The sequence below is a fragment of the Sphingomonas sp. 179-I 2A4 NHS genome (genome assembly GCF_045369135.1).
In the GTDB taxonomy this organism is placed as follows: Bacteria; Pseudomonadota; Alphaproteobacteria; order Sphingomonadales; family Sphingomonadaceae; genus Sphingomonas.
Map to the genome: position 1 here is coordinate 290,711 of NZ_JBIQFL010000002.1, position 22,235 is coordinate 312,945.

The 22,235-nt window shown below is 67.0% G+C and carries 18 protein-coding genes; 7 read left to right on the forward strand and 11 right to left on the reverse strand.

Annotation, left to right across the window (positions count from 1 at the left end; translation table 11 throughout):
- Window positions 1–32: 32 nt before the first annotated feature.
- Together ACH0CP_RS04640 and ACH0CP_RS04645 are read right to left on the reverse strand one after the other, a co-directional pair.
- Window positions 33–464 carry a hypothetical protein gene (locus tag ACH0CP_RS04640; protein ID WP_294442555.1) on the reverse strand — a complete coding sequence of 144 codons (432 nt, stop codon included), beginning with the start codon at window positions 462–464 and terminating at the stop codon, window positions 33–35.
- 85 nt (window positions 465–549) lie between these two features.
- Window positions 550–3,741, reverse strand: a complete 3,192-nt coding sequence (locus ACH0CP_RS04645) for a helicase-related protein (protein ID WP_294442556.1) — start codon at window positions 3,739–3,741, stop codon at window positions 550–552.
- A gap of 117 nt (window positions 3,742–3,858) precedes the next feature.
- Here ACH0CP_RS04645 and ACH0CP_RS04650 point away from each other — a divergent pair, with 117 nt between their 5' ends.
- The 3 genes from ACH0CP_RS04650 (at window position 3,859) to ACH0CP_RS04660 (ending at window position 9,489) form a co-directional block, all read left to right on the forward strand.
- Window positions 3,859–5,127, forward strand: coding sequence for a YihY/virulence factor BrkB family protein (locus tag ACH0CP_RS04650; protein WP_294442557.1), 1,269 nt, complete (start codon window positions 3,859–3,861; stop codon window positions 5,125–5,127).
- 71 nt (window positions 5,128–5,198) lie between these two features.
- Window positions 5,199–7,010, forward strand: coding sequence for a DUF885 domain-containing protein (locus tag ACH0CP_RS04655; protein ID WP_406875852.1), 1,812 nt, complete (start codon window positions 5,199–5,201; stop codon window positions 7,008–7,010).
- A gap of 130 nt (window positions 7,011–7,140) precedes the next feature.
- A complete protein-coding gene (locus ACH0CP_RS04660) occupies window positions 7,141–9,489 on the forward strand; it encodes a PAS domain S-box protein (RefSeq protein ID WP_294442558.1) in 2,349 nt (782 codons plus the stop codon).
- Between the two features lie 7 nt (window positions 9,490–9,496).
- Here ACH0CP_RS04660 and ACH0CP_RS04665 read toward each other — a convergent pair whose 3' ends face one another.
- Genes ACH0CP_RS04665 through ACH0CP_RS04705 form a run of 9 tightly spaced genes read right to left on the reverse strand, consistent with a single transcriptional unit; the run spans window position 9,497 to window position 19,066 of the window.
- On the reverse strand, window positions 9,497–10,510 hold the full coding sequence (locus ACH0CP_RS04665) for a Gfo/Idh/MocA family protein (protein WP_294442559.1): 1,014 nt from the start codon (window positions 10,508–10,510) through the stop codon (window positions 9,497–9,499).
- Between the two features lie 7 nt (window positions 10,511–10,517).
- Window positions 10,518–11,486 (reverse strand): zinc-binding dehydrogenase, encoded by a 969-nt coding sequence (locus tag ACH0CP_RS04670; protein WP_294442621.1) that lies wholly within the window; start codon window positions 11,484–11,486, stop codon window positions 10,518–10,520.
- A gap of 11 nt (window positions 11,487–11,497) precedes the next feature.
- Window positions 11,498–12,505: a UDP-glucuronic acid decarboxylase family protein gene (locus ACH0CP_RS04675; RefSeq protein WP_406875850.1), complete on the reverse strand. Its 1,008-nt coding sequence runs from the start codon at window positions 12,503–12,505 to the stop codon at window positions 11,498–11,500.
- Between the two features lie 23 nt (window positions 12,506–12,528).
- The gene (locus tag ACH0CP_RS04680; protein ID WP_294442561.1) at window positions 12,529–13,605 is read right to left on the reverse strand and encodes a glycosyltransferase; all 1,077 of its coding nucleotides are present in this window, start codon (window positions 13,603–13,605) and stop codon (window positions 12,529–12,531) included.
- Window positions 13,602–14,690 carry a glycosyltransferase gene (locus tag ACH0CP_RS04685; RefSeq protein ID WP_294442562.1) on the reverse strand — a complete coding sequence of 363 codons (1,089 nt, stop codon included), beginning with the start codon at window positions 14,688–14,690 and terminating at the stop codon, window positions 13,602–13,604. The genes ACH0CP_RS04680 and ACH0CP_RS04685 overlap by 4 nt, the downstream gene beginning before the upstream one ends.
- Window positions 14,687–15,799, reverse strand: coding sequence for a glycosyltransferase (locus ACH0CP_RS04690; RefSeq protein WP_294442563.1), 1,113 nt, complete (start codon window positions 15,797–15,799; stop codon window positions 14,687–14,689). Before ACH0CP_RS04690 ends, ACH0CP_RS04685 begins: the two co-directional genes overlap by 4 nt.
- A complete protein-coding gene (locus tag ACH0CP_RS04695) occupies window positions 15,796–16,884 on the reverse strand; it encodes a glycosyltransferase family 4 protein (RefSeq protein ID WP_406888365.1) in 1,089 nt (362 codons plus the stop codon). Before ACH0CP_RS04695 ends, ACH0CP_RS04690 begins: the two co-directional genes overlap by 4 nt.
- Window positions 16,881–17,957, reverse strand: coding sequence for an SDR family NAD(P)-dependent oxidoreductase (locus tag ACH0CP_RS04700; protein ID WP_294442565.1), 1,077 nt, complete (start codon window positions 17,955–17,957; stop codon window positions 16,881–16,883). The genes ACH0CP_RS04695 and ACH0CP_RS04700 overlap by 4 nt, the downstream gene beginning before the upstream one ends.
- On the reverse strand, window positions 17,954–19,066 hold the full coding sequence (locus tag ACH0CP_RS04705; protein WP_294442566.1) for an SDR family NAD(P)-dependent oxidoreductase: 1,113 nt from the start codon (window positions 19,064–19,066) through the stop codon (window positions 17,954–17,956). Before ACH0CP_RS04705 ends, ACH0CP_RS04700 begins: the two co-directional genes overlap by 4 nt.
- Before the next feature lie 245 nt (window positions 19,067–19,311).
- On the opposite strand from ACH0CP_RS04705, the gene ACH0CP_RS04710 reads away from it, so the two are divergent.
- From ACH0CP_RS04710 to ACH0CP_RS04725, 4 genes are read left to right on the forward strand one after another with little or no spacing between them, the layout of a single operon-like run.
- A complete protein-coding gene (locus ACH0CP_RS04710) occupies window positions 19,312–19,902 on the forward strand; it encodes a histidine phosphatase family protein (protein WP_294442567.1) in 591 nt (196 codons plus the stop codon).
- On the forward strand, window positions 19,899–20,708 hold the full coding sequence (locus ACH0CP_RS04715) for a TIGR04290 family methyltransferase (RefSeq protein WP_294442568.1): 810 nt from the start codon (window positions 19,899–19,901) through the stop codon (window positions 20,706–20,708). The genes ACH0CP_RS04710 and ACH0CP_RS04715 overlap by 4 nt, the downstream gene beginning before the upstream one ends.
- Window positions 20,705–21,712, forward strand: a complete 1,008-nt coding sequence (locus ACH0CP_RS04720; protein ID WP_294442569.1) for a glycosyl hydrolase — start codon at window positions 20,705–20,707, stop codon at window positions 21,710–21,712. Before ACH0CP_RS04715 ends, ACH0CP_RS04720 begins: the two co-directional genes overlap by 4 nt.
- A gap of 48 nt (window positions 21,713–21,760) precedes the next feature.
- The gene (locus ACH0CP_RS04725; protein WP_294442570.1) at window positions 21,761–22,162 is read left to right on the forward strand and encodes a hypothetical protein; all 402 of its coding nucleotides are present in this window, start codon (window positions 21,761–21,763) and stop codon (window positions 22,160–22,162) included.
- The last annotated feature ends 73 nt before the right edge of the window (window positions 22,163–22,235 follow it).

Below are 22,235 nucleotides of genomic sequence, written 5' to 3' on the forward strand. Positions count from 1 at the left end.
GACAGAATCGGGGGGATGGGGACGCCGGTGCGCTACGAAATGCGGTCGCCGCCGCTGCCTTCGGTATTGCCGCCGTGCGCCTCCGGCATCGGAACCGTGGCAAGGCCGCTGACATTGGGGGAGCCGTGCAGGCCAGCATCGATCTCGCGATCGAACACCCCGGCCTCGACCTGCTCTCGCATCTTGGCGAGGTACGCCGCGAACCGATCGGCCGGCACAAACACTGTCGTCTGACCATCGATCGTGAGCGGCGCGCCGCCGGGGAGGTGCGGCGAGAAGGCCACCAGATCGCCATCCCGGCTGAACCATTCGTCGGATGCGCCCGCCCGGCCATCGCCCCAGGCTTTGGCGGCGCGATCAATCTGGGCAAGCACCGGATCGCGCAGCACACGCGTGTCGGTGGCGCCGGTGGCCGCATTGCGGATGGTACCGGCAACGGTCGAAACGAAATCGTCGAGCGACATAAACTTTCTCCTGCCTTGTCGATCAGACGCGCCAACGCGCTGATGGTTCAACACTTTTGAGCCGGCATGCGCGAGGACGCGTCGTTCAGGCGGCGAGTTCGTCGAGCAGCGCCTCCAGCCGGGTGAGCCGAGCCGCCGCATCCTCGATCCGCTCGGCGAGAAGCAGGCGATCGCCCTTCTTCACCAGCCCGGCCGCATCGCCATCGCCGGTGAAGTCGCGTCGCGGCGTCAACGCGATCGCCGCGGGCCCCGAATCGATGCGGGCAATGCCGAGTGCCCGCGCCGCGCCGCGGATCCGGGCAAGCGCGAGCAGGCGCGCCGCTGCGTCGGGAATGGTGCCGAAGCGATCCTCCAGCTCGTCCTCCAGCGCGTCGACCTCCTCCGCGGTTTCTGCGCGGGCAAGGCGGATGTAGAAAGTGACGCGAAGTTCGGGATCGGGGATCCAGCTTTCCGGCAGCTGGCCGTCGATGCCGAGGTGAAGCTCCGGCGTCCAGCGCTCCACCGTCTCGCCGCGCGCGGTGCGCAGCGCTGCTTCCAGCAGATGCTGGTAGAGATCGATCCCGATCAGCTTCATGTGCCCGGCCTGCGCTTCGCCCAGAAGATCGCCCGCGCCGCGCATGTCGAGATCGCGGGCGCTGATCGCGAAGCCTGCGCCGAGGCGGTCGAACGCCTCGAGCGTACGGAGGCGCTTCAGCGTGTGGGGCGCGATTTCCTTGTCCGGCTCTGTCAGGAGCAGGACCTGGCCGCGACGGCTGCTGCGGCCCACCCGGCCACGCAGCTGGTGGAGCTGGCTCAGGCCGAAGCGATCCGCACGCCAGATCACCATCGTGTTGGCGCGCGGCACGTCCAGCCCGGCCTCGATGATATTGGTGGCGAGCAGCACGTCGCCGTCGCCGCGGCTGAAGCGTACCATGGCCTCGTCGATGTCGGCCGCCGGCATTTTGCCGTGCGCCTGGATGATCTCGAGTTCGGGCACCAACGATTCGAGGAGGGCGCCAAGCGGCTCCATGTCCTCGATCCGGGGCACGACGACGAAGCTCTGGCCGCCACGGCTACGTTCGCGCAGCAGCGCGGCGCGGACGGTTTCCTTGTCGAATTCGCCGACCACCGTGCGGATCGGCTGGCGGCGCGCAGGCGGCGTGGCGATGACCGAGAGCTGCTGGATACCAATCAGTGCTCCCTGCAGCGTACGCGGAATCGGGGTGGCACTGAGCGTCAACACGTGGCCGGCGCCAAGCTCGCGCAGCCGTGTCTTGTCCGCCGTGCCGAAGCGCTGCTCCTCGTCGATGATGACGAGCACCAGATCCTTGTAGGTGACCCCCTTTCCGGCCACCGCGCCGGTGCCGATCACGACCTGGATCGACCCATCGGCAAGGCCAGCCTTCACGCGCTTCTTTTCGGCCGCGCTGGACAGGCGCGACAGGCCGGCGACCGTGATATCGGTGCCCTCGAACCGCTCGGTAAAATTCTCCAGATGCTGGCGGGCGAGCACCGTCGTGGGTGCAGCGATCGCGACCTGGCTTCCGGCGAGCGCAGCAAGCGCAGCGGCGCGGAGCGCGACCTCGGTCTTGCCGAAACCGACGTCGCCGATCACCAGCCGGTCCATCGGTTTGCCCGAGGCAAGATCGCCGCGCACCGCTTCTATCGCGCGCGCCTGATCGCGCGTTTCGCTGAACGGAAAGCCGCTGGCGAAGCGTTCATAAGCGGCAGGATCGGGATCGAGCACAGGCGCGGTCTGACTGGCGCGCTCCGCGGCAAGTTCGGTCATGCCGCGCGCAGTTTCGGCGATGGCGGCGTCGATCGCGGTGCGGCGCTTTTCCCAGCTTGCGCCGTCGAGCCGATCGAGACTGACCGCATCGGCATCCGCACCGTAGCGCCACAGCCGGTCCGCCTCCGCCACCGGCACCAGGCGAACGCCATTGTCGGCATAGGTGAGGACGATCGCGTCGCCCGGCGCATCCTCTCCGGTCTGCGGCATCGGCTCGAGCCCAGTAACGATACCGATGCCGTGGTCCTCATGCACGACGACATCGCCGATGCGGATTTCGGCAAGGCCGAACAGTGCCGTGTCCGCCGGGCCGGCATGCGCGTCATCGCGATCAGCGCGGCTGCCGAGCAGATCAGCGGCGGCGATGGCAACAACACCATCGACGCGGAAACCGCGGTCTACGGCTGCCTCCAGCGACATCAGCGTGCCGGCTGGCGCAGCGCGAGCCTCGCTCCAGCTGGCGACCTCGCCCACTTGCATCTTCAGCGCGCGCGCGATGCGGCGGCGCAGGAAGCGCAGATCGCGCGCGCTGCCGAGCAGGATGACGCGCTCGCCCTCCGCCAGTGCGTCGCGGGCAAAGCGCGCGAGGGCGCGCAGCGGCGATTTCCCCTCGACAAAGCGCGGCGGCGGATCGCCGGCACCGCTGAGTGGCAGTATGGCGCGATCCGACGCCACTGTACGCCAGCGCTTCTCGTCGACGATGGCGCGAAGTGCCCGGCGCGGGCGACGGCGTTCGGCATCGGCGGCGAGCGCAAGAAAGCGGCGGCGACGCTCCTCCGCGGCGGGCTCGATCGCGAGCATGGCGCCTGGCAGGTGGTCGAGCAGCGGGGCGCCCGCGCCGTCGGTCGCTGGCTCCGCGACACGGCCCAGCTCTTGCACCTCGCGCTCACCGGTCGTGCGCTGATCGGCAGCGTCATAGGTGCGGATCGAGACAATGCGACCATTCTCCGCCTCGATGCGGATCGGTTCCTCGGCATCGGCGGGATAGACATCGAGCACCTGCCCACGGAGCGCGACCTCGCCGGGCTCGTCGACGCGCTCGTCGCTGACGTAGCCGGCTGCGACCAGCTCGTCGAACAGTTCCTCCAGCACCACCGGCGCGTTCAGGGCGACGCGCGGCGGAGCAGCTTGGAAGGCGTCCGGCGCGGCATAGGCGCGGGCAAGCGCTTCCCCGGTGGTGACGCAGGCGATGTGCGTCCGATCCGCAGCATGGCGGAGAGAATGAATGCGACGCAGCGCCGCGACGCGCTGACCGACGTTTGCGGGCGACGCCGGCGCCTCATCGCCCGGCAGCGCATCGCTCCCGGGGCAGAAGACGACCTCGGCAGATGTCATTGCGGCGAGCGCACGCGCGACGGCGATGGCCCGCGCCTCGTCCTTGGCAGCCACCATCACGTCGGCCTGCTCCAGTGCATCGGCAACCAGCGCTGCGACCCCCCCGACCGGTAGGAGCGGCGCCTGATCGATGGGAGCAAGCGCCCGGGCGGGAAGAGCGGTGGACGCCGGCATCAAGCATGTCTCCAAGCGGGGGGAGCTTGCCAAACGAGCGTTACGGATGGCCGTTCCGGCGGCGGATCGGAACGTCCCGGCTGTCGGCTTGTTCGGTTGGCCGGGAGTTTCAACGACATGCCGCCACAACCAACGCCGCAGCACCCGCCGGAAACGCGCGACACCAACACGCATGGGCACCATGCGGCTACACCGTGGGCGATCCCGGCGGGGGGCTGGAAGGACGTGGTGCTGCGCAGTTGGCGCGAGGCGGGGCAGGACAATGTGAGCCTGATCGCGTCAGGGGTCGCCTTTTGCGCGGTGCTTGCGATCGTCCCGATGCTGGGCGCGATCGTGCTCACTTATGGCTTGGTGGCCACACCCCAGACGGTGCTGGAGAATGTCCGTTCGCTGGCGTCGGTGATGCCGGCGGACGCCGCGCGGCTAATCGGCGAGCAGCTCGCGAACCTCGTCAACGGAGCGGACGACAAGAAGGGCATCGGCCTCGTCATCGCGCTGGGCATCGCGCTGTACGGCGCGATGAAGGGTGCGAGCGCGATCATCACCGCGCTCAACATCGCTTACGACGAGGAGGAGACGCGCGGGTTCGTGGCGCTGAACCTGCTTGCGCTCGCTATTACCGTCGGTGCGCTCATCCTCGCATTGCTGGCGATCGTATCGGTGACCGCGCTGGCGGCGCTGGAGACGCTATTCCCCAACGCGCCGGGCGTGTTGCTCGTGCTCGGCAAGATCCTGTCCTATGTGGTGATGGCTGGCGTCGGAGCGGCTGCCACTGCCACGCTGTACCATTTCGCCCCCAACCGTGACGGGGCGAAATGGCGATGGCTGACGCCCGGATCGGTGCTCGCGGCGGTCAGCTGGCTGATCATGACGCTTGGCTTCGGTTTCTACGTGGCGAATTTCGGCAGCTATGATGCAACCTACGGATCGCTAGGCGCGGCCATCGTTCTGCTGACCTGGCTCTACCTTTCCGCCTATGTCCTGCTGCTGGGCGCAGAGTTCAATTGCGAGCTCGAGCGCCAGACGGTGCGCGACACGACGACCGGGCCGGAACAGCCGATGGGCCAGCGCGGCGCCTATGCGGCTGATACGGTGGCTGGCGATGGCGACGAGCCGGTGGCGCCCACAGGCGGCCTGGCGGGGCCGCGGGAGGGTTCACCGCCGCCGCGGACGCCCGTGGTTCGCGGCTTTGCCGTAAGCCGCCTGACGGCCGGCGTCGCCGCACGCAGTGGCGGAGCGCGGCTCGGGACGCTGCCGCCCGCGCTGGCGACGATCGGCCTCGCCCTGCTGCGGCGGCGCAATCGCGCGGCGCTGGGCAGCGTGCTGCTGATCACGGCGAGCGGGCTTGCATGGTTCGGGAGCGATCCGGCGCGCGAACGAGACTGAGCGCGCACCGGGAACGCAGTTGCACGCAGAGACGCGGCGGGCGAGAAGCGGGAATTCCGTTGGAGATCCCCATGCGTCTTGCTCTCTCGCTGTTGTTGTTGCCGATCATGCCGTTGGCCCAGGGAAGCGCCCCCCCGCCGATCCAGGCGCCGCAGCCCGGCGCGCAGGACAAGGCGCTGCTGGCGTTCCTCGACAAGGCGTTCGACGAACAGCTGGCGCTGAGCCCGGAATCGCAGACTCAGCTTGGCTTCAAGACCAATTATGACAAGCTGGACGACTATACCGATGCCGCATCCCAACGCTCGCTGGCCCTTGCAGAACGGCAGCTGAAGGAGATGCAGACCCGCTTCCGCCCGGAGCAGCTGGGGGAGAATGCGCGCGTCAGCTACCGCCTGTTCGAGCATGAGGTGCAGCGGCAACGGGAGTCTGCGCGCTTCCGCAAGCTGCGTTTCCCGGTGTCGACCAACGGCAGCCCGGCGGGTGATATTCCCGTGCTGCTGATCAACAACCACAAGGTGGACAGCGTCGCCGACGCCCAGGCGTATATCGCGCGGCTGCGCGAGACCGAGCGCGTGATGCGCGAAGTGACCGCCACGATGCGCGAGCAGGCCGCCGCCGGGATCATCCCGAACAAGGTGAATTTCGCGCCGGCCCGGGCGGACGCGCGCAAGGTGATCACCGGCGCGCCGTTCGACAATGGCGCGGATTCGACGCTGCTCGCCGATTTCCGCAAGAAGGTGGACGCGCTGAACGCGTCGGCCGCGACCAAGCAGAAGCTCATCGCCGACGCGAGCGCCGCGCTTACCGGTCCGTTCAAGCGCGGCTATGACCTGCTGTTCGTCGCGCTGGACGAGATCGAACCGAAGTCGACCGGCAATTATGGTGCGTGGAGCCTGCCCGACGGCGCGGCTTATTATGCCGATCGGCTGAAGGCATCGACCACCACCGATCTGACCGCGGACCAGATCCACGATCTCGGCCTCGCCCAAGTGGCGGCGATCCGGCAGGAAATGAAAGCGATCAAGCGCGAAGTGGGCTTCAATGGCACGCTGGAGCAGTTCTTCGACAAGATCCGCACCGATCCGACGCTGAAATATCCGAATACCGAGGCTGGTCGGGAGGAATATCTGCGCGATGCGCGCGCGGTGATCGCGGCGGTGATGGCGGATGCGCCGAAATATTTCCGCGTGCTGCCCAAGGCGCCGCTGGAAGTGCGCGCGGTAGAGAAGTGGCGCGAGGGAACGGCGTCGACCGCCTTCTACAACTCGCCGTCCGCCGACGGATCGCGCCCCGGCATCTATTACGTGAACTTGGTCGACATGAACCAGACGCAGAAGGTGCAGGTCGCCGGCATCGCTGCGCACGAAGGTGCGCCAGGCCACCATTTCCAGATCGCGCGCCAGCAGGAGCTGGCCGACATGCCCAAGTTCCGCAAGTTCGGCGGCTATGGCGCGTTCATGGAAGGCTGGGGCCTGTATTCCGAGAGGCTGGCCGACGAGATGGGCATCTACAAGGATCCCTATTCGCGCTTCGGGATGCTGTCGCTGCAGGTGTGGCGCGCGATCCGGCTGGTGCTGGATACCGGCATCCATTCCAAGCGCTGGACCCGCGAGCAGGCGATCGCCTATTTCAAGAACAACAGCTCCGTGTCGGACACCGATATCGCGCGCGAAGTCGACCGGTATTTCAACTGGCCGGGCCAGGCGACGAGCTACATGGTCGGCCAGCTGAAGATCGCGGAATTGCGCAAGAAGGCCGAGACCGAACTCGGCCTCAAATTCGACATCCGCGACTTCCACGAAGCGGTGTTGAGCCAGGGCGCGCTGCCGCTCGACGTGCTCGAGGAACAGGTGAATCGCTACATCGCTGCCAAGCGCGGGTAGTCGTCGGAAAGGGTGGAGCAATCAACGACATGAAATGTTGATCCTGTACCCGGGCAGACGGCGTTTGCCCGGGCGAAGAAATTAGGCCATCGCAGCGCGAGCGCCACTCGCCGCGCCGTACAGGAACGACATGCTGACCAACGGTGCGGAGCCCTTTCTGAGCGGCGGCGGGGAACTGGCGGAGCGGATCGCCGCATTCGACTGGGCCAAAACGCCGATCGGCCCGATCAGCAGCTGGCCCAGCGCCATGAAGACGACGCTGGCATTCGTGCTTCACTCGCCTGTGCCGATCGTCACCCTGTGGGGCGACAAGGGCGTCATGATCTACAATGACGCCTATCGTCAGTTCGCCGGCGGCCGGCATCCGTCGCTACTTGGCACCAACGTGCTGGAAGGCTGGCACGAGGTGGCGGACTTCAACGCGAATGTGATGCAGAAGGTGTACCGCGAGGGCGGCACGCTTTCCTACCGCGACCAGGAACTGACGCTGATCCGTGACGGCACGCCCAAGGTGCTGTGGACGGACCTCGAATATTCCCCGGCCTTCGACGAAGCAGGGCAGCCGATCGGCGTGGTCGCGGTCGTCATCGAGACGACCGATCGCGTACTGGCGAGCCGCCAGATGGCGAACGACCGCGACCGGCTGTGGTCGATCTCGCGCGATCTGCTGCTGGTGTGCACGCTGGACGGGATCATCACCGCGGTGAATCCCAGCGCCACGCGCATGCTGGGCTGGAGCGAGGACGAGATGGTCGGCCGGCCGCTCGCGAGCTTCATCCATCCCGAGGATCTTGGCGAGACCGCCGGCGAACTGGATTCGCTGAGCCGCGGCGTCACGACGCTAGCGTTCGAGAACCGCTATCGCACCAAGGCGGGGGACTATCGGCTGCTCGCCTGGACTGCGGTGCCGGATGCAGGGCGCATTCACGCCGTCGGCCGCGACATCACCGAGGAGCGCCAGCTTGAGCGCGATCGCCAGCGAATCTGGACGCTGTCGCCAGTGCTGAAGGTGGTGGCCGACGTCACCGGCCGGATTGCCGACGTCAATCCATCCTGGACCAGCGTTCTGGGGTGGGGCCGTGAAGAGACGCTGGGCCGGCGCACGACGGATTTCATCATCGAGGATGAGGCGGCGTGGGAAGAGCGCGTGGCGCAGCTGACTGCGGGTACGCCGCTGCTCGAATATCAGACGGTGATGCGCTGCAAGGACGGCAGCCAGCGGATCATCAAGTGGAGCACGGTGCCAGAAAACTGCACCTTCTATGGCTTCGGCCGTGACGTGACCGCGGAGGTGGAGGCGGCCGCGACGCTCGCGGAGACCGAGGCGGCACTGCGGCAGGCGCAGAAGATGGAGGCGGTGGGCCAGCTGACTGGCGGCATCGCACATGACTTCAACAATCTGCTGCAGGGGATCACCGGCAGCCTGGAAATCGTGCAGCGTCGCGTGGCGCAGGGGCGGCTTGACGAACTGGACCGGTTCATCGCCGGCGCATCGGCCGCCGCCCAGCGTGCCGCGGCGCTGACCCATCGGCTGCTTGCCTTCTCGCGCCGCCAGCCGCTCGATCCGCGGCCGGTGCGCGCGAACGCGCTGATCGCATCGATGGAGGACATGCTCCGCCGCACCATCGGCGAGCGGATCAAGCTGGACCTGGTGCTCGACAGCGAGCTGTGGACGACGAAGTGCGATCCGAACCAGCTGGAAAGCGCGATCCTCAACCTCGTCATCAACGGCCGCGATGCGATGCCCGATGGCGGCACGCTGACGATCGAGACCTGCAATGCACACCTCGACAGCAGCTACGCCGCGACGCAACGCGGGGTGAAGCCGGGGCAATATGTCTGCATCTGCGTCACTGACACCGGGATCGGCATGGATGCCGACACGATGGCCAAGGCGTTCGAGCCGTTCTTCACGACCAAGCCGATTGGCCAGGGCACGGGGCTTGGCCTGTCGATGATCTACGGCTTCGCGCAGCAATCGGAAGGCTATGCCAAGATCTACAGCGAGGTTGGCCAGGGGACGACGTTCAAGCTGTACCTGCCGCGCCACCGCGGCGAGGAGGAGGAGCATGAGCCGCTGCCGCAGCTGACGCAGGACCATCACGCCGACGACGGTGAGGTAGTGCTTGTGGTGGAAGACGAAGCGGTGGTGCGAAGCCTGATCGTCGAGGAACTGCAGGAGCTCGGCTATCATGCGATAGAGGCGGATGACGGGCCGTCCGGGCTGGAAATCCTGCAATCCGACCAGCGGATCGACCTGCTCGTCACCGACATCGGCCTGCCGGGGCTGAACGGCCGCCAGATGGTGGATGCCGCGCGGGAGCAGCGCCCGGGGCTGAAGGTGCTGTTCATGACCGGCTATGCAGAAAATGCCGCGCTCGCCTCCGGCTTCCTCGAGCCCGGCATGGAGATGATCACCAAGCCGTTCGCGATGGAAGCGCTCGCCACCCGGATCCGACAAATGCTGGAAGCTTCCTGACCGCCGGTCAGGCGGCGGCGTAGATCCGGTCGAGCACGTCGGCCACGTCGACGAGGCGCTCGGCCGCGGGATCAAAGCGAGCACCTGACGCAAGACGTGTTGCCCAATCGGCAGCGGCGCGCCCACCCCATTCGTCGGGCGGGCTGGTCAAAAGCTTCGTCGACGTGCCGCGATAATGCTCCGCAGTGAAATCGTAGAAAGAGCCGTTCACGTTGCGCAGCGCAGCGCCGCCCTCGGTGCCATAGAAAGTCGCGCCGATTTCCGCCTCTCGTCCCGCGTGGAGCCGCCACGAACAAGCGAGGCGTACGATGGGGCCATCCGCGAGCCTGAAACTGGCGACGGCGAAATCCTCCACAGCATTGGCTTGCAGAGGCTGACCTTTGGCGGTGAGCCAGGCATCGACCTTGCTCTCGCTCGCAGGGAAATCCATCGCCCAGAGCGCCAGATCGACGAGGTGAACGCCAAGGTCCATGACGCAGCCGCCACCCGACAGCGCGCGATCGTAGAACCACGGCTTGTCCGGGCCGTAAGCGTTGTGAAACACGAGATCGATCGCGTGGACGCGCCCGAGGGCGCCGCTGCGCACCAGCTGGGCAATGCGCTCCATGCCGGCGGTGAAGCGGTACGACAGGTCAACCGCCAGCAGGCGATTAGCGGTGCGAGCCGCATCTAGAACGGCGCGCGCTTCCGCAGCATTACGCCCGAGCGGCTTCTGGCAGAACACGGCGGCCCCGGCCTCGAGCGCACGGATCGATTGTTCGGCGTGCAGCGCGCTTGGCGTGGCGATGACGAGTCCGTCGAGGCCGAGCGCCAGCATCTCGTCAAGCGACGCGCAGATCGCCGCATCGGGCGCGAGCTTGGCGGCTTCCTCGCTCATCTCCGGGGAGGGATCGCTGATCGCTGCCGCCTCGACGCGACCGGTATCGCAGATCGCCCCCATGCGGTGGCGCCCGATCCATCCCACGCCAAGGAAGCCGATGCGCGGTCGGGCGGTTGCAAGCGCGGGCGCGCGGCGTTCCATCACAGCCTCAACCATAGGTCACCAGCGCCTTGACGAACCCGTCCGGCTTGTCGCGGGTCGCGTCCAAAGCGTCGCCGACTTGTTCGAGCGGATAGACATGAGTGTAGAGCGGCGTCGGATCGAGCCGCCCCGACGCGACCGCGTCGACCGCCTCGCGCAGCCCGCGAAGGCACACCGCCGGATCGCGTTCATGCGCGTTGATCACGTCGATCCCCTTCCAGTTCCACGCCTGCATGTTCACCTGGCGCGGGCCGTCCTGGTGATAACCCGCGATGACGAGCCGGCCGCCCTCGCGCACCAGCTCCGCCGCGAGATCGAGCGGCCATTGCTTGCCCACCGCCTCGATCACGCGATCACAAAGCCGGCCGTCGGTCAGCTGTTTCACCTGCTCGATGATCGCCCAGTGATCGTCCATCACGATCGTCTCGGCGGCGCCGAAGGAACGGGCGAGATCGAGCGAAGACTGGCGACGTGAGATCGCGATGACGTGCGCGCCGGCGTCACTCGCCAGTTTGGTCAGCACCGCACCGAGAAAGCCGATGCCGATGATCGCGACCTGCTGGCCAGGCTGAATGTCACTGCGACGAAAGATGTTGAAAGCGCAGCCGAGCGGCTCGCCGGGGAAGGGCTGCCCATCGAGTTCGGGGGGCAGCGCGACCAGTGAGTCGGCACGTGCGAGATCATATTCGGCGAAGCTGCGGCCAGATAACGTTGCGACGCGGTCTCCCAAGGCGACATTCGCAACGCCCGGGCCGAGCGCATCGACGATGCCCCAGCCCTCATGGCCGAGCCCGCCGACCTCTCCGGGATAGGTCAGCCATTCGAGTCCCGCCCACGGCTCGAGGTTCGAGGCGCAGACCCCGCATCCTTCAAGCCGGACGCGCACCTCGCCTTCGCCCGGCTGGGGCAGCGACGCCGCCACGATCCGCATGTCTCCCGGCGCGGACAGCTGCGCCGCCCGCATCGTCTCCACCATGTCCGCCACGCTTACTCCGCTGCTTCCGAAAGGCCGACCGGCGCGGCGGCGCCAATCTCCTGCGCGAACCATGCCGCGGTCCGCGCCAGACCATAGTCGACCGGCACCTTGGGCGCCCAGCCGAGCACCGCCGAGGCACGGCTGATATCCGGCCGACGACGGCGCGGATCATCCTGCGGCAGTGGCTTGTAGACCACCCTGCCCTCCGTGCCGACGATGCCGAGGATGCGGTCGAGCAGATCGTTGACTGTCAGTTCGGTCGGGTTGCCGAGGTTGACCGGCTCCAGCCCGTCGATGTCGCTTTCCATCAGCGTCATCAGCCCATCGACCATGTCGCTGACATAGCAGAAGCTGCGCGTCTGCGTGCCGTCACCATGGATCGTGATGTCCTTGCCCGACAGTGCCTGGCAGATGAGGTTGCTCACCACCCGGCCATCGTCCGGATGCATGTTCGGGCCATAAGTGTTGAAGATACGCGCAACGCGCACCTCGACGCGGCCGAGGCGCGCATAATCGAACGTCAGCGCCTCGGCGGCGCGCTTGCCTTCGTCATAACAGGCGCGCGGGCCAGTGCAGCTGACGGCCCCGCGATAGCCCTCCTGCTGCGGATGCACTTCCGGATCGCCATAGACCTCGCTGGTCGAGGTGAGGAGGAAGCGTGCGCCGGCCTGCTCCGCGAGGCGCAGCAGATGGTGGGTGCCGACGACATTGGTTAGCATCGTATGTTCGGGATCGGCCTGATATTGCGGCGGCGAGGCCGCGCAGGCTAGATTGTAGATCCGCGTGATGCGCCGCGTGGCGGCGGTGATCTCGGCCGGCAGGGGCCGGGTGACATCCGCCTGGACGAAGCGGAGATTTGGCAGCGATTCCAGCAGGCGCAGGTTCGACGGCCGCGCCGTCTGCAGATTGTCGAGGCAGATCACCTCGTGCCCCTGTTCGACCAAGGCGCGGCAGAGGTGCGAGCCGATGAAGCCGGCCCCTCCCGCAACGAGGACGACGTCGCGCTTCCCTTCTTCCATCCCGTGATCCTCTTGTTTTGTTGTCATGCCGCCCCCGCAACCTGGAGGCGCGAGGCCATCGCCTCGGCGAGATACGCCTCAAGTTCTGCTGCGCGGTGCGACGCGGTATGGGCCGCCAGGACGCGTGCGCGCGCTGCCTCTCCCATCGCGGTCGCGTCCGCGCCTTCAATCGCCGCCACGACGGTGTCTTCGTCGGGCGCGGTCAACATCTCTCGACCGGGCGCGAACAAGGTCTCGATCCCGTCCCAGAGGTCGGAAATGATCGGTGTCCCACAGGCGCCGGCTTCAAACAGTCGGACCGAGGGCGACCAGCCCGCCGCGATCATGTCCGCGCGCGTGACGTTCAGCGTGAAGCGCGAAGCGGAGTAGAATACGGCATGGTCGGCAGGCGGCAAATGCTCGATCCGCTCGACATTCGCGGGCCAATCGATGTCCGCGGGGTATTGCGGGCCAGCGACGACGAAGCGCCGCTGCGGCAGCGCGCGCGCCGGCGCGAGCAACAACCGCTCCAGCGTCGGCTGGCGATCCGGGCTGTAGGTGCCGAGATACGACAGGTCCCACCGCTTGGCGGCGCCCGTTGGGGCGTACAGGTCAGAATCGACCGAGCAATAGAGCGCGCGGGCGGCGGGTGAGCCGTAGGTTTCCTCAAGCAGCTCCAGCGTCGGGCCGCCCGTGAAGGAGAGGTAAACGTCGTATCCGGGAATGCCTTCGGGCGAGAGATATTCGAAGTCGCCGCGCGCAAGCTTCGCCAGCGTCACCGGCGTGTCGATATCGTAGAAGGCGGTGACGCCGCGCGCCTTCTCCTGGACGAAGCGCCCGACCGCGACACCGTCAGGCACATAGGAGCCGACGATCACCGCATCGGCGGCGGCGATCTCGCCGCTCCATCGCGTGAGATCATCGAGATCGGCATAGAAGGCGAGCTGGCAGTAATCGGGGTTCGCGAGATCGCGCTGCCTGGCGTACCACGGCACGTCGCGCTCGAGGAACAGGATGTCATGCCCGCGCGCGGCGAAGGCCTTGAGCAGCGCGCGGAACGTGGTGGCATGACCGTTCCCCCAGGAGGAGGAAAGGCTGAGGCCGAGGACGACGAGCCTCATGCCGCTTCTCGCTGACGCTGGGCATGGGCCTTGAACAAGGCGTCCACCTGCGCGCCGCGCAACGTGTAAGTGTGTTCCGCGAGCACGCGGGCGAGCGCTGCCTGGCCGATTGCCTGGGCGCGTTCCGGCGTGAGCGCGGCCAAGTGATCGGCGACGTCCTGACCGTCACGAGCGACGAGCACTTCGGCGTCCGGCTTCAGGAACTGCTCAATCCCTTCCCATGCGTCGGTGATGAGGCAGGCGGCGGCGCCGGCCGCCTCGAACACGCGGGTCGCGGGCGAGAAGCCGACATTGGCCATGCTGTCTCGCGCCACGTTCAGCACCGCCTTGGGCGTGCAATTGAAGGCGTTGTGCTCGGCCGTGTAAACATGGCCGCGGTGCCGAACATTGGCGGGCATCTGCTTCGTCTCCCAGCCGTTGCCGCCGATCAGGAACTGGCGACCGGGAAGCGCGGCGGCGGGCCTGAGGAAGAATTCCTCCACCCGTGCCTCGCGATCGGGCAGGCGATTGCCGAGGAAGGCGAGATCGCAGGCGAAGCGCGGATCCGGCGCGACCGGAAAGTGCGTCGTCGGATCGAGCGCGTTGTAGACGGGGATGCACTCAGCCGCGCCGAAACCGCGATAGGCATCGATTACCGGCGGGCCGCCGCCGTACGTGAGCACCACGTCGAGATCGGGCAGCGCGGCGCGCACCGGATGTGCGGGATCGGCGCGCATCTCGTCCAGCGTTGCGGCGGCGTCGACATCCCAGAAGATGCGCAAGGCGCCGGGGCGGGCCTGTGCGATGATCCCTTCGAGCAATTCGCGATCGAACACGCCGACACCGTTCGCCTTGACGACGATGTCGGCGTCACGTGCCTCCGCCAAGACACCGCGCATCGCTTCTTCGGTGGCGGGGTAGACGACCGAGCGGGCCCATTCGGGCGGGTCGATATCGCGGTGCTGTTGCCGGTCGAACGCGTCGGGTTCGTAGAAGGTGATGTCGTAGCCGCGGGCGGCGAGATCGCGCAGGATGCCGCGATAGTAGGTGGCGGCGCCGTTCCAGTAGGAAGAGAGCAGGCTGGATCCGTAAAATGCGATCTTCACGCGGATTTCCTTGCGGGTTCGGGCGCAGCGAGCGTGGCGATGATGGCGAGCAGCTCGTCGACGCGATGCGCGCAGGTGTGACGGGCGCGGATCGTTTCGAGGCCGTTGGCGACGAGCGCCGCGCGCAAGGCCGGATCTTCTCGAAGTTGACGCAAGTGAGCAGTCATCTCGGCGGTGTTGGAGGCGAGAAGATAATCCTGGCCGGGGCGGAAAAGATGTTCGGCATCGTCCCACGGGGCGGAAACGAGCGGGATGCCGCAGGCGAGCGCCTCGAACACGCGGATCGTGGGGATGCCAGGCAGGATGGTGGAATAATAGCGGCGCGGCACGTGTACGGTGGCTAGGTGGCGCGCGAAGATCTCCGGCGCGCGGGCGTTGGACGCCCAGCCGCGATAGGTGACGCCGTAGCGGGCGAGCAGCGCCTTCGCGTCATCGGGATAGCGCACGCCGTAGATGTCCAGCGGCAGGGCGGCATCGCGTGCCGGGCGGAGGAGAAAATCCTCGATCTCCTGCGTGCGTTCGCCATCACCCCAGTTTCCGACCCACACGAGGCCTTCGCGCGGGCCCTCGGCCGCTGGCGGTGTGAAGTGGCGCGTGTCGGCGGCCTCGTGCCAGGTCCAGACACGATCACCCCAGCCCCAGCGGCGATAGACCTCGGACAGGGTTTCGCCGAATGCGAGGACGCCGTCATAGCCAGAGAGATCGAAGGCACGGATCGCATCGGGATCGCTGACGGCGCGGTGGTGCGTATCGTGGAACAGGAGCGTGAAGCGGCCGCCGCGGGCGCGCAGCGCGCCGATCGCGGCGACGAGCGCCGGCTCGTTCCATTCGTGGACGATGACGAGATCGGCGTCGCCGACCAAGTCGGCCGGATCGGTCGCGGGATCGAAGCTGTCCGAGGCAAGATCGGGATAGGCAGCGTGATAGGGATCCAGCCCCGCCTCGCCGGCGTCGGCCAGCAAGTTCGCGAGGCTCCAGTTACCTGTGGGCTCAAGCGCGCGCACGTCATGGCCGCGCGCCTTCAGATCGCGCAGCACGCCGCGCAGGAAATGCGCGTTGCCATGGTTCCAGCACGAAGCGAGCGAATGGGTGAAATAGGCGATCTTCATGCCGCCACCTTCGCGCGTGCCGCCACCGCGCCATCGAACAGCGCATCCATCGCCGCGGCGAGGCGGACAGGCGTGAATTCCAGCGCGCGGCGGCGCGCGAGCGTGCCGCGCAACCGGCGGTCCGCGGGCCCCGCGACGAGCTCCGCCACCGCGGCGGCGAAACCGGCGTCATCCTCGGCATCGACGAAGATCGCAGCGCCGCTCCACAACTCCCGGAAGGTGGGAATGTCGGACAGCACCAATGCGCAGCCGGCGAGCGCGGCTTCGAGCACGGCGAGGCCGAACGGCTCGTACCGCGCGGCGGACACGAAGATCGGGCGCGCGGCGAGATGCTCCGCGATTCCCGCGTCATCGAGCTGGCCGAGCAACTCGAGATGATCGAGCGCGAGGAACTGGCCCTTGGCATTGCGCTGCGCGCCGGCGGCGCGGAACGGGATGGCAAGTCGCGCGGCGGCGCGATCAAGCGTCGCGACGTTCTTCGCATCGTCCCACAAGCGACCGGCGGTGAAGGCGGCGTCCTCGGGAGCCTTCGGCGGCAATTCAAACGCCGCCCGCCCGTTGTGGACGACGTTCGGGGCCGTGGTGAGGCGGTAGCGTTGCTGTAGCGCCGCCGCGAAGGCATGGCTTGGCGCAACGACCCGATCCGCGCTTTCGAGGCCGCGCTGCATCAGATCGGTCTGCCACGCGAAATCGGCGGGTTCGGGCGCAGCGCCGAACATCGCCTGCCACCAAGTTCCGACGCAGCTGTGCGCCGTGGCGACGACCGGCAAGGTGAAGGCAGCGGCAGCGAAGGCGGGCTGGTTCACCTGCACCACGTCTGCACCGTGCTGCTCAGCGAGTCGTGCGATCGCGGCGCCGGTTTCCAGCACGGCGGCAGCGTCGCTGGCCGTCCAATCGAGCGGGAGGCCGGTGTCGAGCAAGGTGATGTCGCTGCCGAGCGTAGCCCGCTGCGTCGCCGAGGCCGGCGGGCCGAGCGTCGCGATCGTCACATCATAGCCGCGCGGTTGAAGTGCGCGGGCGAGTTCGGTGGCATATTGCCACACGCCGCCGACGCTGTCGGCGGTCATGAGCAGCCGGCGCGTCATGCGGCGGCCACGTTGGGAAGGCCGATCGGCGCGTTGATGCCGCGCGCCTCGGCGAGCCAGCGTGCCAATGCCGCGACGCCGCTACGCCAATCGACCTTTGGCCCGAGCCCAAGCGCGGACTCTGCCGCGCGCGTATCGGCCACAAAATAGCGCTGGTCGCCAGCGCGCCAGTCCGAGAAAGAGACATCGACCTCGCGGCCGATCAGATCGCCGATATAGGCGAGCAGCAAACGCAGGCTAATGGCATTGTCCGGCCCGCCGCCAAGGTTGAAGGCGCGTCCGGCGATCGCATCGATGTCCCGCCACGCGGCTAGATACGCGGCGACGGCGTCCGACACTTCCAGAATGTCGCGGACCTGATAGCCGTCGCCGTACAGCGTGATCGGCTTTCCTTCGAGCGCGCGGATTAGGAAATGCGCGACCCAGCCCTGATCTTCCGTGCCCATCTGGCGCTGGCCGTAGATGCAGCTCATCCGCAGCACGGCGGTGCGCAGGCCGAAGCTGCGCGCATAATCGAGCACATATTGATCGGCCGCGCCCTTGGAGCAGCCATAGGGCGTGTGGAAATCGAGTGGCCGCGTCTCGCCGATGCCATACGCCCGGGTGGCGGGATCGGCGGGGCGATAGGCCTCGCCCTCCAGCACGAAGTCCACGTCGGCGAGATCGCCATAGACCTTGTTGGTGGAGGCGAAAATCAGCGGCGTTTCGGGCGCGCGGGTGCGCAGAGCCTCCAGCAGACCAAGCGTGCTCGCGATGTTGATGGCGAAATCGTCCCGCGGATCGACCATGCTGGTGGTGACCGCGACCTGCGCGGCGAGATGAAACACCGCCTTGGCGCCGGCAGCCGCATCGGCAAGCTTCGCCTCGTCGCGGATGTCGGCGATGATCGGCCGGATGCGATCCCCGTGGCGCTGCACCAGCCACTCGAGGTTGGTTTCGACGCCCGCGCGGGACAGCGCGTCATAGACGATGACGTCATGCCCCGCCGCCGCCAGGCGATCGGCGAGGTTCGAACCGATGAAGCCAGCGCCGCCGGTGACGAGGACTGGTCGTGGATCGGCCTCGTCCGTCATGCGACGAGACCCCGCGTCTCGAGCTCGGCGCGCATCTGTTCGACACGGTCCTGCGCCGTCTGCTGCGCGACCCATTCGGCGAGTTCGGCAAGGCCGGCCTGAAAATCCTGGCTGGCAGTGAAGCCGAGCTTATCGGCGGCATAGCTCGTGTCGCAGAAGCAATGACGGATGTCGCCAATCCGCGCCTTGCCGACGATCTGCGGCGCGATATCGTTCTTGCCCATGGCCCGGGCGAGTTCGGTGGCAACCTCAGTGACGGAGCGATCCTTGCCCGAGCCGATGTTGAACGTGCCGCCTGCCGCCTGCGGGAGAACCAGCGCATCGGCAAAGGCGCGCGCCACATCCGTCACATGGACGAAATCGCGGCGCTGCTCGCCATCCTCGAAGATCATCGGCTGCTGGCCGTTGAGCAGGCGCGAGGCGAAGATCGCCAGCACGCCGGTGTACGGATTGGAAAGCGCCTGGCCGGGGCCATAGACGTTGAAGAGGCGGAGGCAGACGCCCTCCATCCCGTAGGGCGCGGCCATGATGTGGGTGGTGCGTTCCTGCACGTACTTGTTGAGCGCGTAGATCGAGCTGAGGTTCGGCCGCTTCCATTCCGGCGTGGCCATCGGCACCAACGGGCGGCCCTGTCCGTCGACCGGTTCCCAGTTGATGAGCCCGTCACGCAGGCCCTTTCGTTCGGCATCCTCGACCGTCGCGCCGTCCGCATCGCGGTACAGCCCCTCGCCATAGATGCTCATCGAGGAAGCGGTGACGACGCGGCGCACCGGCTTGTCGATCAGCGCCTCGAACAGGACGGCCGTGCCGACATCGTTGGTCGAGGTGTAGCGTTCGACCTCGTACATCGACTGGCCGACGCCGACTTCGGCGGCGAGATGGATGACGCTGTCGACACCATCGAGCGCGCGCGAAACGGCCGCCTTGTCGCGCACGTCGCCGCGGACCAGCTCCGCCTCCGAGTTCAGCATCTGCGACCCGTCGGTTTCACCGTGCACCTGCTCGATCAGGGCATCGAGCACGCGAACCTGATTGCCGCGGGCGAGAAGTTCGTCAGCGACGAAGCGCCCGATGAACCCTGCGCCGCCGGTGATCAGAACCTTTTCCATCCGCCCTCCCACGGGTCCGCAACGGCCGTTCGCTTGACAGCGAACAGCTATTCCGACCAGAAAACCCCAAGTTCAGCCGGAAACATCTTCTTCATCTTCTTTGTTCCGCAAATTTCTTAGAAGAAGCAGGAAGTTAATCTGGATCAAGTACATTAATCAGGGACGCGGCTTTCTCAGCGGAACATTGGCACTCGTGCGATGTTGCTGCTTCTATGTTGATCCTCGATTTCGTGTGCGCCTGAGGGATGGTCGTTTTCCTCGTGCGGCACGCCAGCCATGACGAGCTCGGCCGGGTGCTGAGTGGCCGATCCGACATTGCCATCAACGCAGCCGGCCGCGCCGAGGCCGGGCGGCTGGCAAAGCATCTGGCAGGGCGGCTGGCAGGCACGACGATTGGTGCGATCCACACCAGCCCGCGGCAGCGCGCCCGCGAAACGGCAGCGATCATCGCCGACGCACACGGGCAGAGCGTGGAGAACGCCGATGAGCTCGACGAGATCGACTTCGGCAGCTGGTCCGGCCAGCCGTTCGATGCTTTGGCCGGCGATCCGGCGTGGCAGGAGTGGAATGCGCGACGCGGCACGGCGTCGACACCGGGGGGCGAGGACATGAAGAGCGCGACGGCGCGCGCGGTGCGCCATATCGAGGCGGCAGCCGGCGACGTGCCATTGGTGTGCGTGAGCCATTGCGACGTGATCCGCGGGATCGTGGCGCATTATCTGGGCCTGGACGCTGACCGGCTGCTGTCGTTCGACGTGGATCCCGCGTCGCTGACGGAGATCGCGCTGCATCCGGGCGGCGGGCGGGTCGTCTCGATCAACGAGCGCGCACTGTGAGCGAGCTGCGCAGCCGGGTGGAGGCGCTGGCGCCGTGGTTCCACAATATCGATCTGGGCGATGGTGTCGTCACCGCGCCCGATCACTTCCTGGGTGATTATCCACGCTTCAAATTCGAGCGTTTCGCCCATGCGCTGCCGGCGGATCTCAGCGGCAAGACGGTGCTCGACATCGGGTGCAACGCCGGCTTCTATTCGGTGGAGATGAAGCGGCGCGGAGCGGCGCGCGTCGTCGGCATCGACAGCGACGATCGCTATCTGGCGCAAGCGCGGCTGGCGTGTACGGCCCTTGGCTTCGACAATATCGAGTTCCGCAACCTCTCCGTCTATGACGTCGCGGCGCTGGGCGAGCGGTTCGATCTCGTGATCTTCATGGGCGTGCTGTATCACCTACGGCACCCGCTTCTGGCGCTGGACCTGATCCGCGAGCATGTCGCGGGAGACATGCTGCTGTTCCAGACGATGCAGCGCGGATCGACCGAAGTGGCCGACGTGCCGGAGAACCACCCCTTCCACATGGAAGGGACGTTCGAGCCATCGCCGATCTTCGACGAGCCCGGCTATCCCAAGATGCATTTCATCGAGCGGCGCTACGCCGATGACTGGACCAACTGGTGGGCGCCCAACCGCGCCGGATCCGAGGCGATGCTGCGCGCCGCGGGGTTCACCATCGAAGAGCAGCCGGAAGACGAGGTCTATCTGTGCCGGGTCGCGCCCGTGCCCTACGCCGACTGGGGCGGGCAGGCGGCGGTCTATCCGGCGAGGGGCGCAACGCCCGCACACCAGACAGCGGAGGGGGATGCATGATCGAAGCGGCGATGATCTGGAACGAGCCGAACAACAAGTCTCACTGGGATCCGGCGATCGACCCCGACTGGTCGAAATTCGCCGATCATGTGGTCCGCGCCGGGAATGCGATCCATGCCGTCAATCCCGCCGTGACGCGCGTGCTGGGCGGCATGTCACCGATCGACCCGCACTGGCTGCGCCGGATCGAGGACTATGGCGCGCTGGACGCGGTCGATGCGGTGGCGGTGCACGGCTTCCCGCTGGACTGGAACCTGTGGCCGATTGCCGCCTGGCCGAACAAGATCGCCGAGATCGAGGCGGTGACCGACAAGCCGATCTGGGTGACCGAGGTCGGTGTCAGCTCGTTCGGGGCGGAGGAAGTGCAGGTCTTCGGGCTGGAGAAGACCGCTGCGCTGCTGAAGCACCGCGTGCCGCGGATCTTCTGGTATTCATTGTTCGACCTGCCGGTGAGCTGGGGAGCGGAGACGCGGCACCGCGAGGCGGAAGGATCATCCTATTACCGGCATTTCTACCTCGGCATGATCCGCGAGGACGGAACGCCAAAGCCAGCGCTGGAAACCTATGCCGCGCACGCCGCCGACATCGGCCTGATGCAATGGTTCCACTTCGAGGACCCGCGGCTGGACGAGGCGGTGAGCTGGATGAAGCGGCTGGGCACGAAGCGAATCCGCACCGGGCTCTCGTGGGCCGACAGCTTCCGCCCAAATGCGGTCGACTGGTTCGACCGGCAGATGGAGGCGCTGGCGGATTTCGAGGTGACCGTCACCTTCTGCTTCACGCCGGCGCATCTCGGCGTTGCGCCGCATCACACCAGCCCGGCGGCGGACCCGCAGGGCTTCGCGGACTTCTGCGCCTGGATGATCGACCGCTATGCGCAGGCCCAGCCGGCAGCGACGGTGACGCCGATTACCGCAGGAGAGGTAGCGGTCGACGCATCGCCCTTCGCGACGCTGCATTTCGACCGCGACGAGCGGCTCGCGGGCGAGCGGAGCGTCGCCTGAGCGATGTGGTCAGCGCTGGTTCACAACGATCGCGGCATGAGGCGAGGCATGCGCACGATCATCCCTGCCGCGATGGCGGCCGCCGCCGTTCTTGCCACGCCCGTAGTGGCGGCCCCGCGGGACACGCCCGAGGCCCAGCTGCAGAAGATGCTGGCGGGGCGGGTGGCGGGGAAGCCGACGCGCTGCATCCCGCTGTCCGCCATCAATTCGAGCGAGATCATCAACGGCAAGGCGATTGTCTATCGCGCCGGCAGCACGCTGTACGTCAACGAGCCGCGATCGGGCGCGCAGCAGCTCGACCAGAATGACGTGCTGGTGACGCGGACGATCGGTACGCAGCTGTGCAGCATCGAATCCGTCCAGCTGGTCGATCGCAGCTCACGCATGCCGAGCGGCTTCGTCGTGCTGGGCGATTTCGTGCCTTATACCAAGGCGAAAGCAGCGAAGTGACTGCCCGGCGGGCTTGATCCTGATCAGCGAGTTTGCCGGGAACGTAGCGGGCCCCTGTCCGGTTCGATCGGCA

Bases quoted from the DNA above. Each gene is read 5' to 3' on its own strand.
- ACH0CP_RS04640 (WP_294442555.1), bottom strand. From the start codon at position 464: ATGTCGCTCGACGATTTCGTTTCGACCGTTGCCGGTACCATCCGCAAT.
- ACH0CP_RS04645 (WP_294442556.1), bottom strand. From the start codon at position 3,741: ATGCCGGCGTCCACCGCTCTTCCCGCCCGGGCGCTTGCTCCCATCGAT.
- ACH0CP_RS04650 (WP_294442557.1), top strand. From the start codon at position 3,859: ATGCCGCCACAACCAACGCCGCAGCACCCGCCGGAAACGCGCGACACC.
- ACH0CP_RS04655 (WP_406875852.1), top strand. From the start codon at position 5,199: ATGCGTCTTGCTCTCTCGCTGTTGTTGTTGCCGATCATGCCGTTGGCC.
- ACH0CP_RS04660 (WP_294442558.1), top strand. From the start codon at position 7,141: ATGCTGACCAACGGTGCGGAGCCCTTTCTGAGCGGCGGCGGGGAACTG.
- ACH0CP_RS04665 (WP_294442559.1), bottom strand. From the start codon at position 10,510: ATGGAACGCCGCGCGCCCGCGCTTGCAACCGCCCGACCGCGCATCGGC.
- ACH0CP_RS04670 (WP_294442621.1), bottom strand. From the start codon at position 11,486: ATGGTGGAGACGATGCGGGCGGCGCAGCTGTCCGCGCCGGGAGACATG.
- ACH0CP_RS04675 (WP_406875850.1), bottom strand. From the start codon at position 12,505: ATGGAAGAAGGGAAGCGCGACGTCGTCCTCGTTGCGGGAGGGGCCGGC.
- ACH0CP_RS04680 (WP_294442561.1), bottom strand. From the start codon at position 13,605: ATGAGGCTCGTCGTCCTCGGCCTCAGCCTTTCCTCCTCCTGGGGGAAC.
- ACH0CP_RS04690 (WP_294442563.1), bottom strand. From the start codon at position 15,799: ATGAAGATCGCCTATTTCACCCATTCGCTCGCTTCGTGCTGGAACCAT.
- ACH0CP_RS04695 (WP_406888365.1), bottom strand. From the start codon at position 16,884: ATGACGCGCCGGCTGCTCATGACCGCCGACAGCGTCGGCGGCGTGTGG.
- ACH0CP_RS04700 (WP_294442565.1), bottom strand. From the start codon at position 17,957: ATGACGGACGAGGCCGATCCACGACCAGTCCTCGTCACCGGCGGCGCT.
- ACH0CP_RS04705 (WP_294442566.1), bottom strand. From the start codon at position 19,066: ATGGAAAAGGTTCTGATCACCGGCGGCGCAGGGTTCATCGGGCGCTTC.
- ACH0CP_RS04710 (WP_294442567.1), top strand. From the start codon at position 19,312: ATGGTCGTTTTCCTCGTGCGGCACGCCAGCCATGACGAGCTCGGCCGG.
- ACH0CP_RS04720 (WP_294442569.1), top strand. From the start codon at position 20,705: ATGATCGAAGCGGCGATGATCTGGAACGAGCCGAACAACAAGTCTCAC.
- ACH0CP_RS04725 (WP_294442570.1), top strand. From the start codon at position 21,761: ATGCGCACGATCATCCCTGCCGCGATGGCGGCCGCCGCCGTTCTTGCC.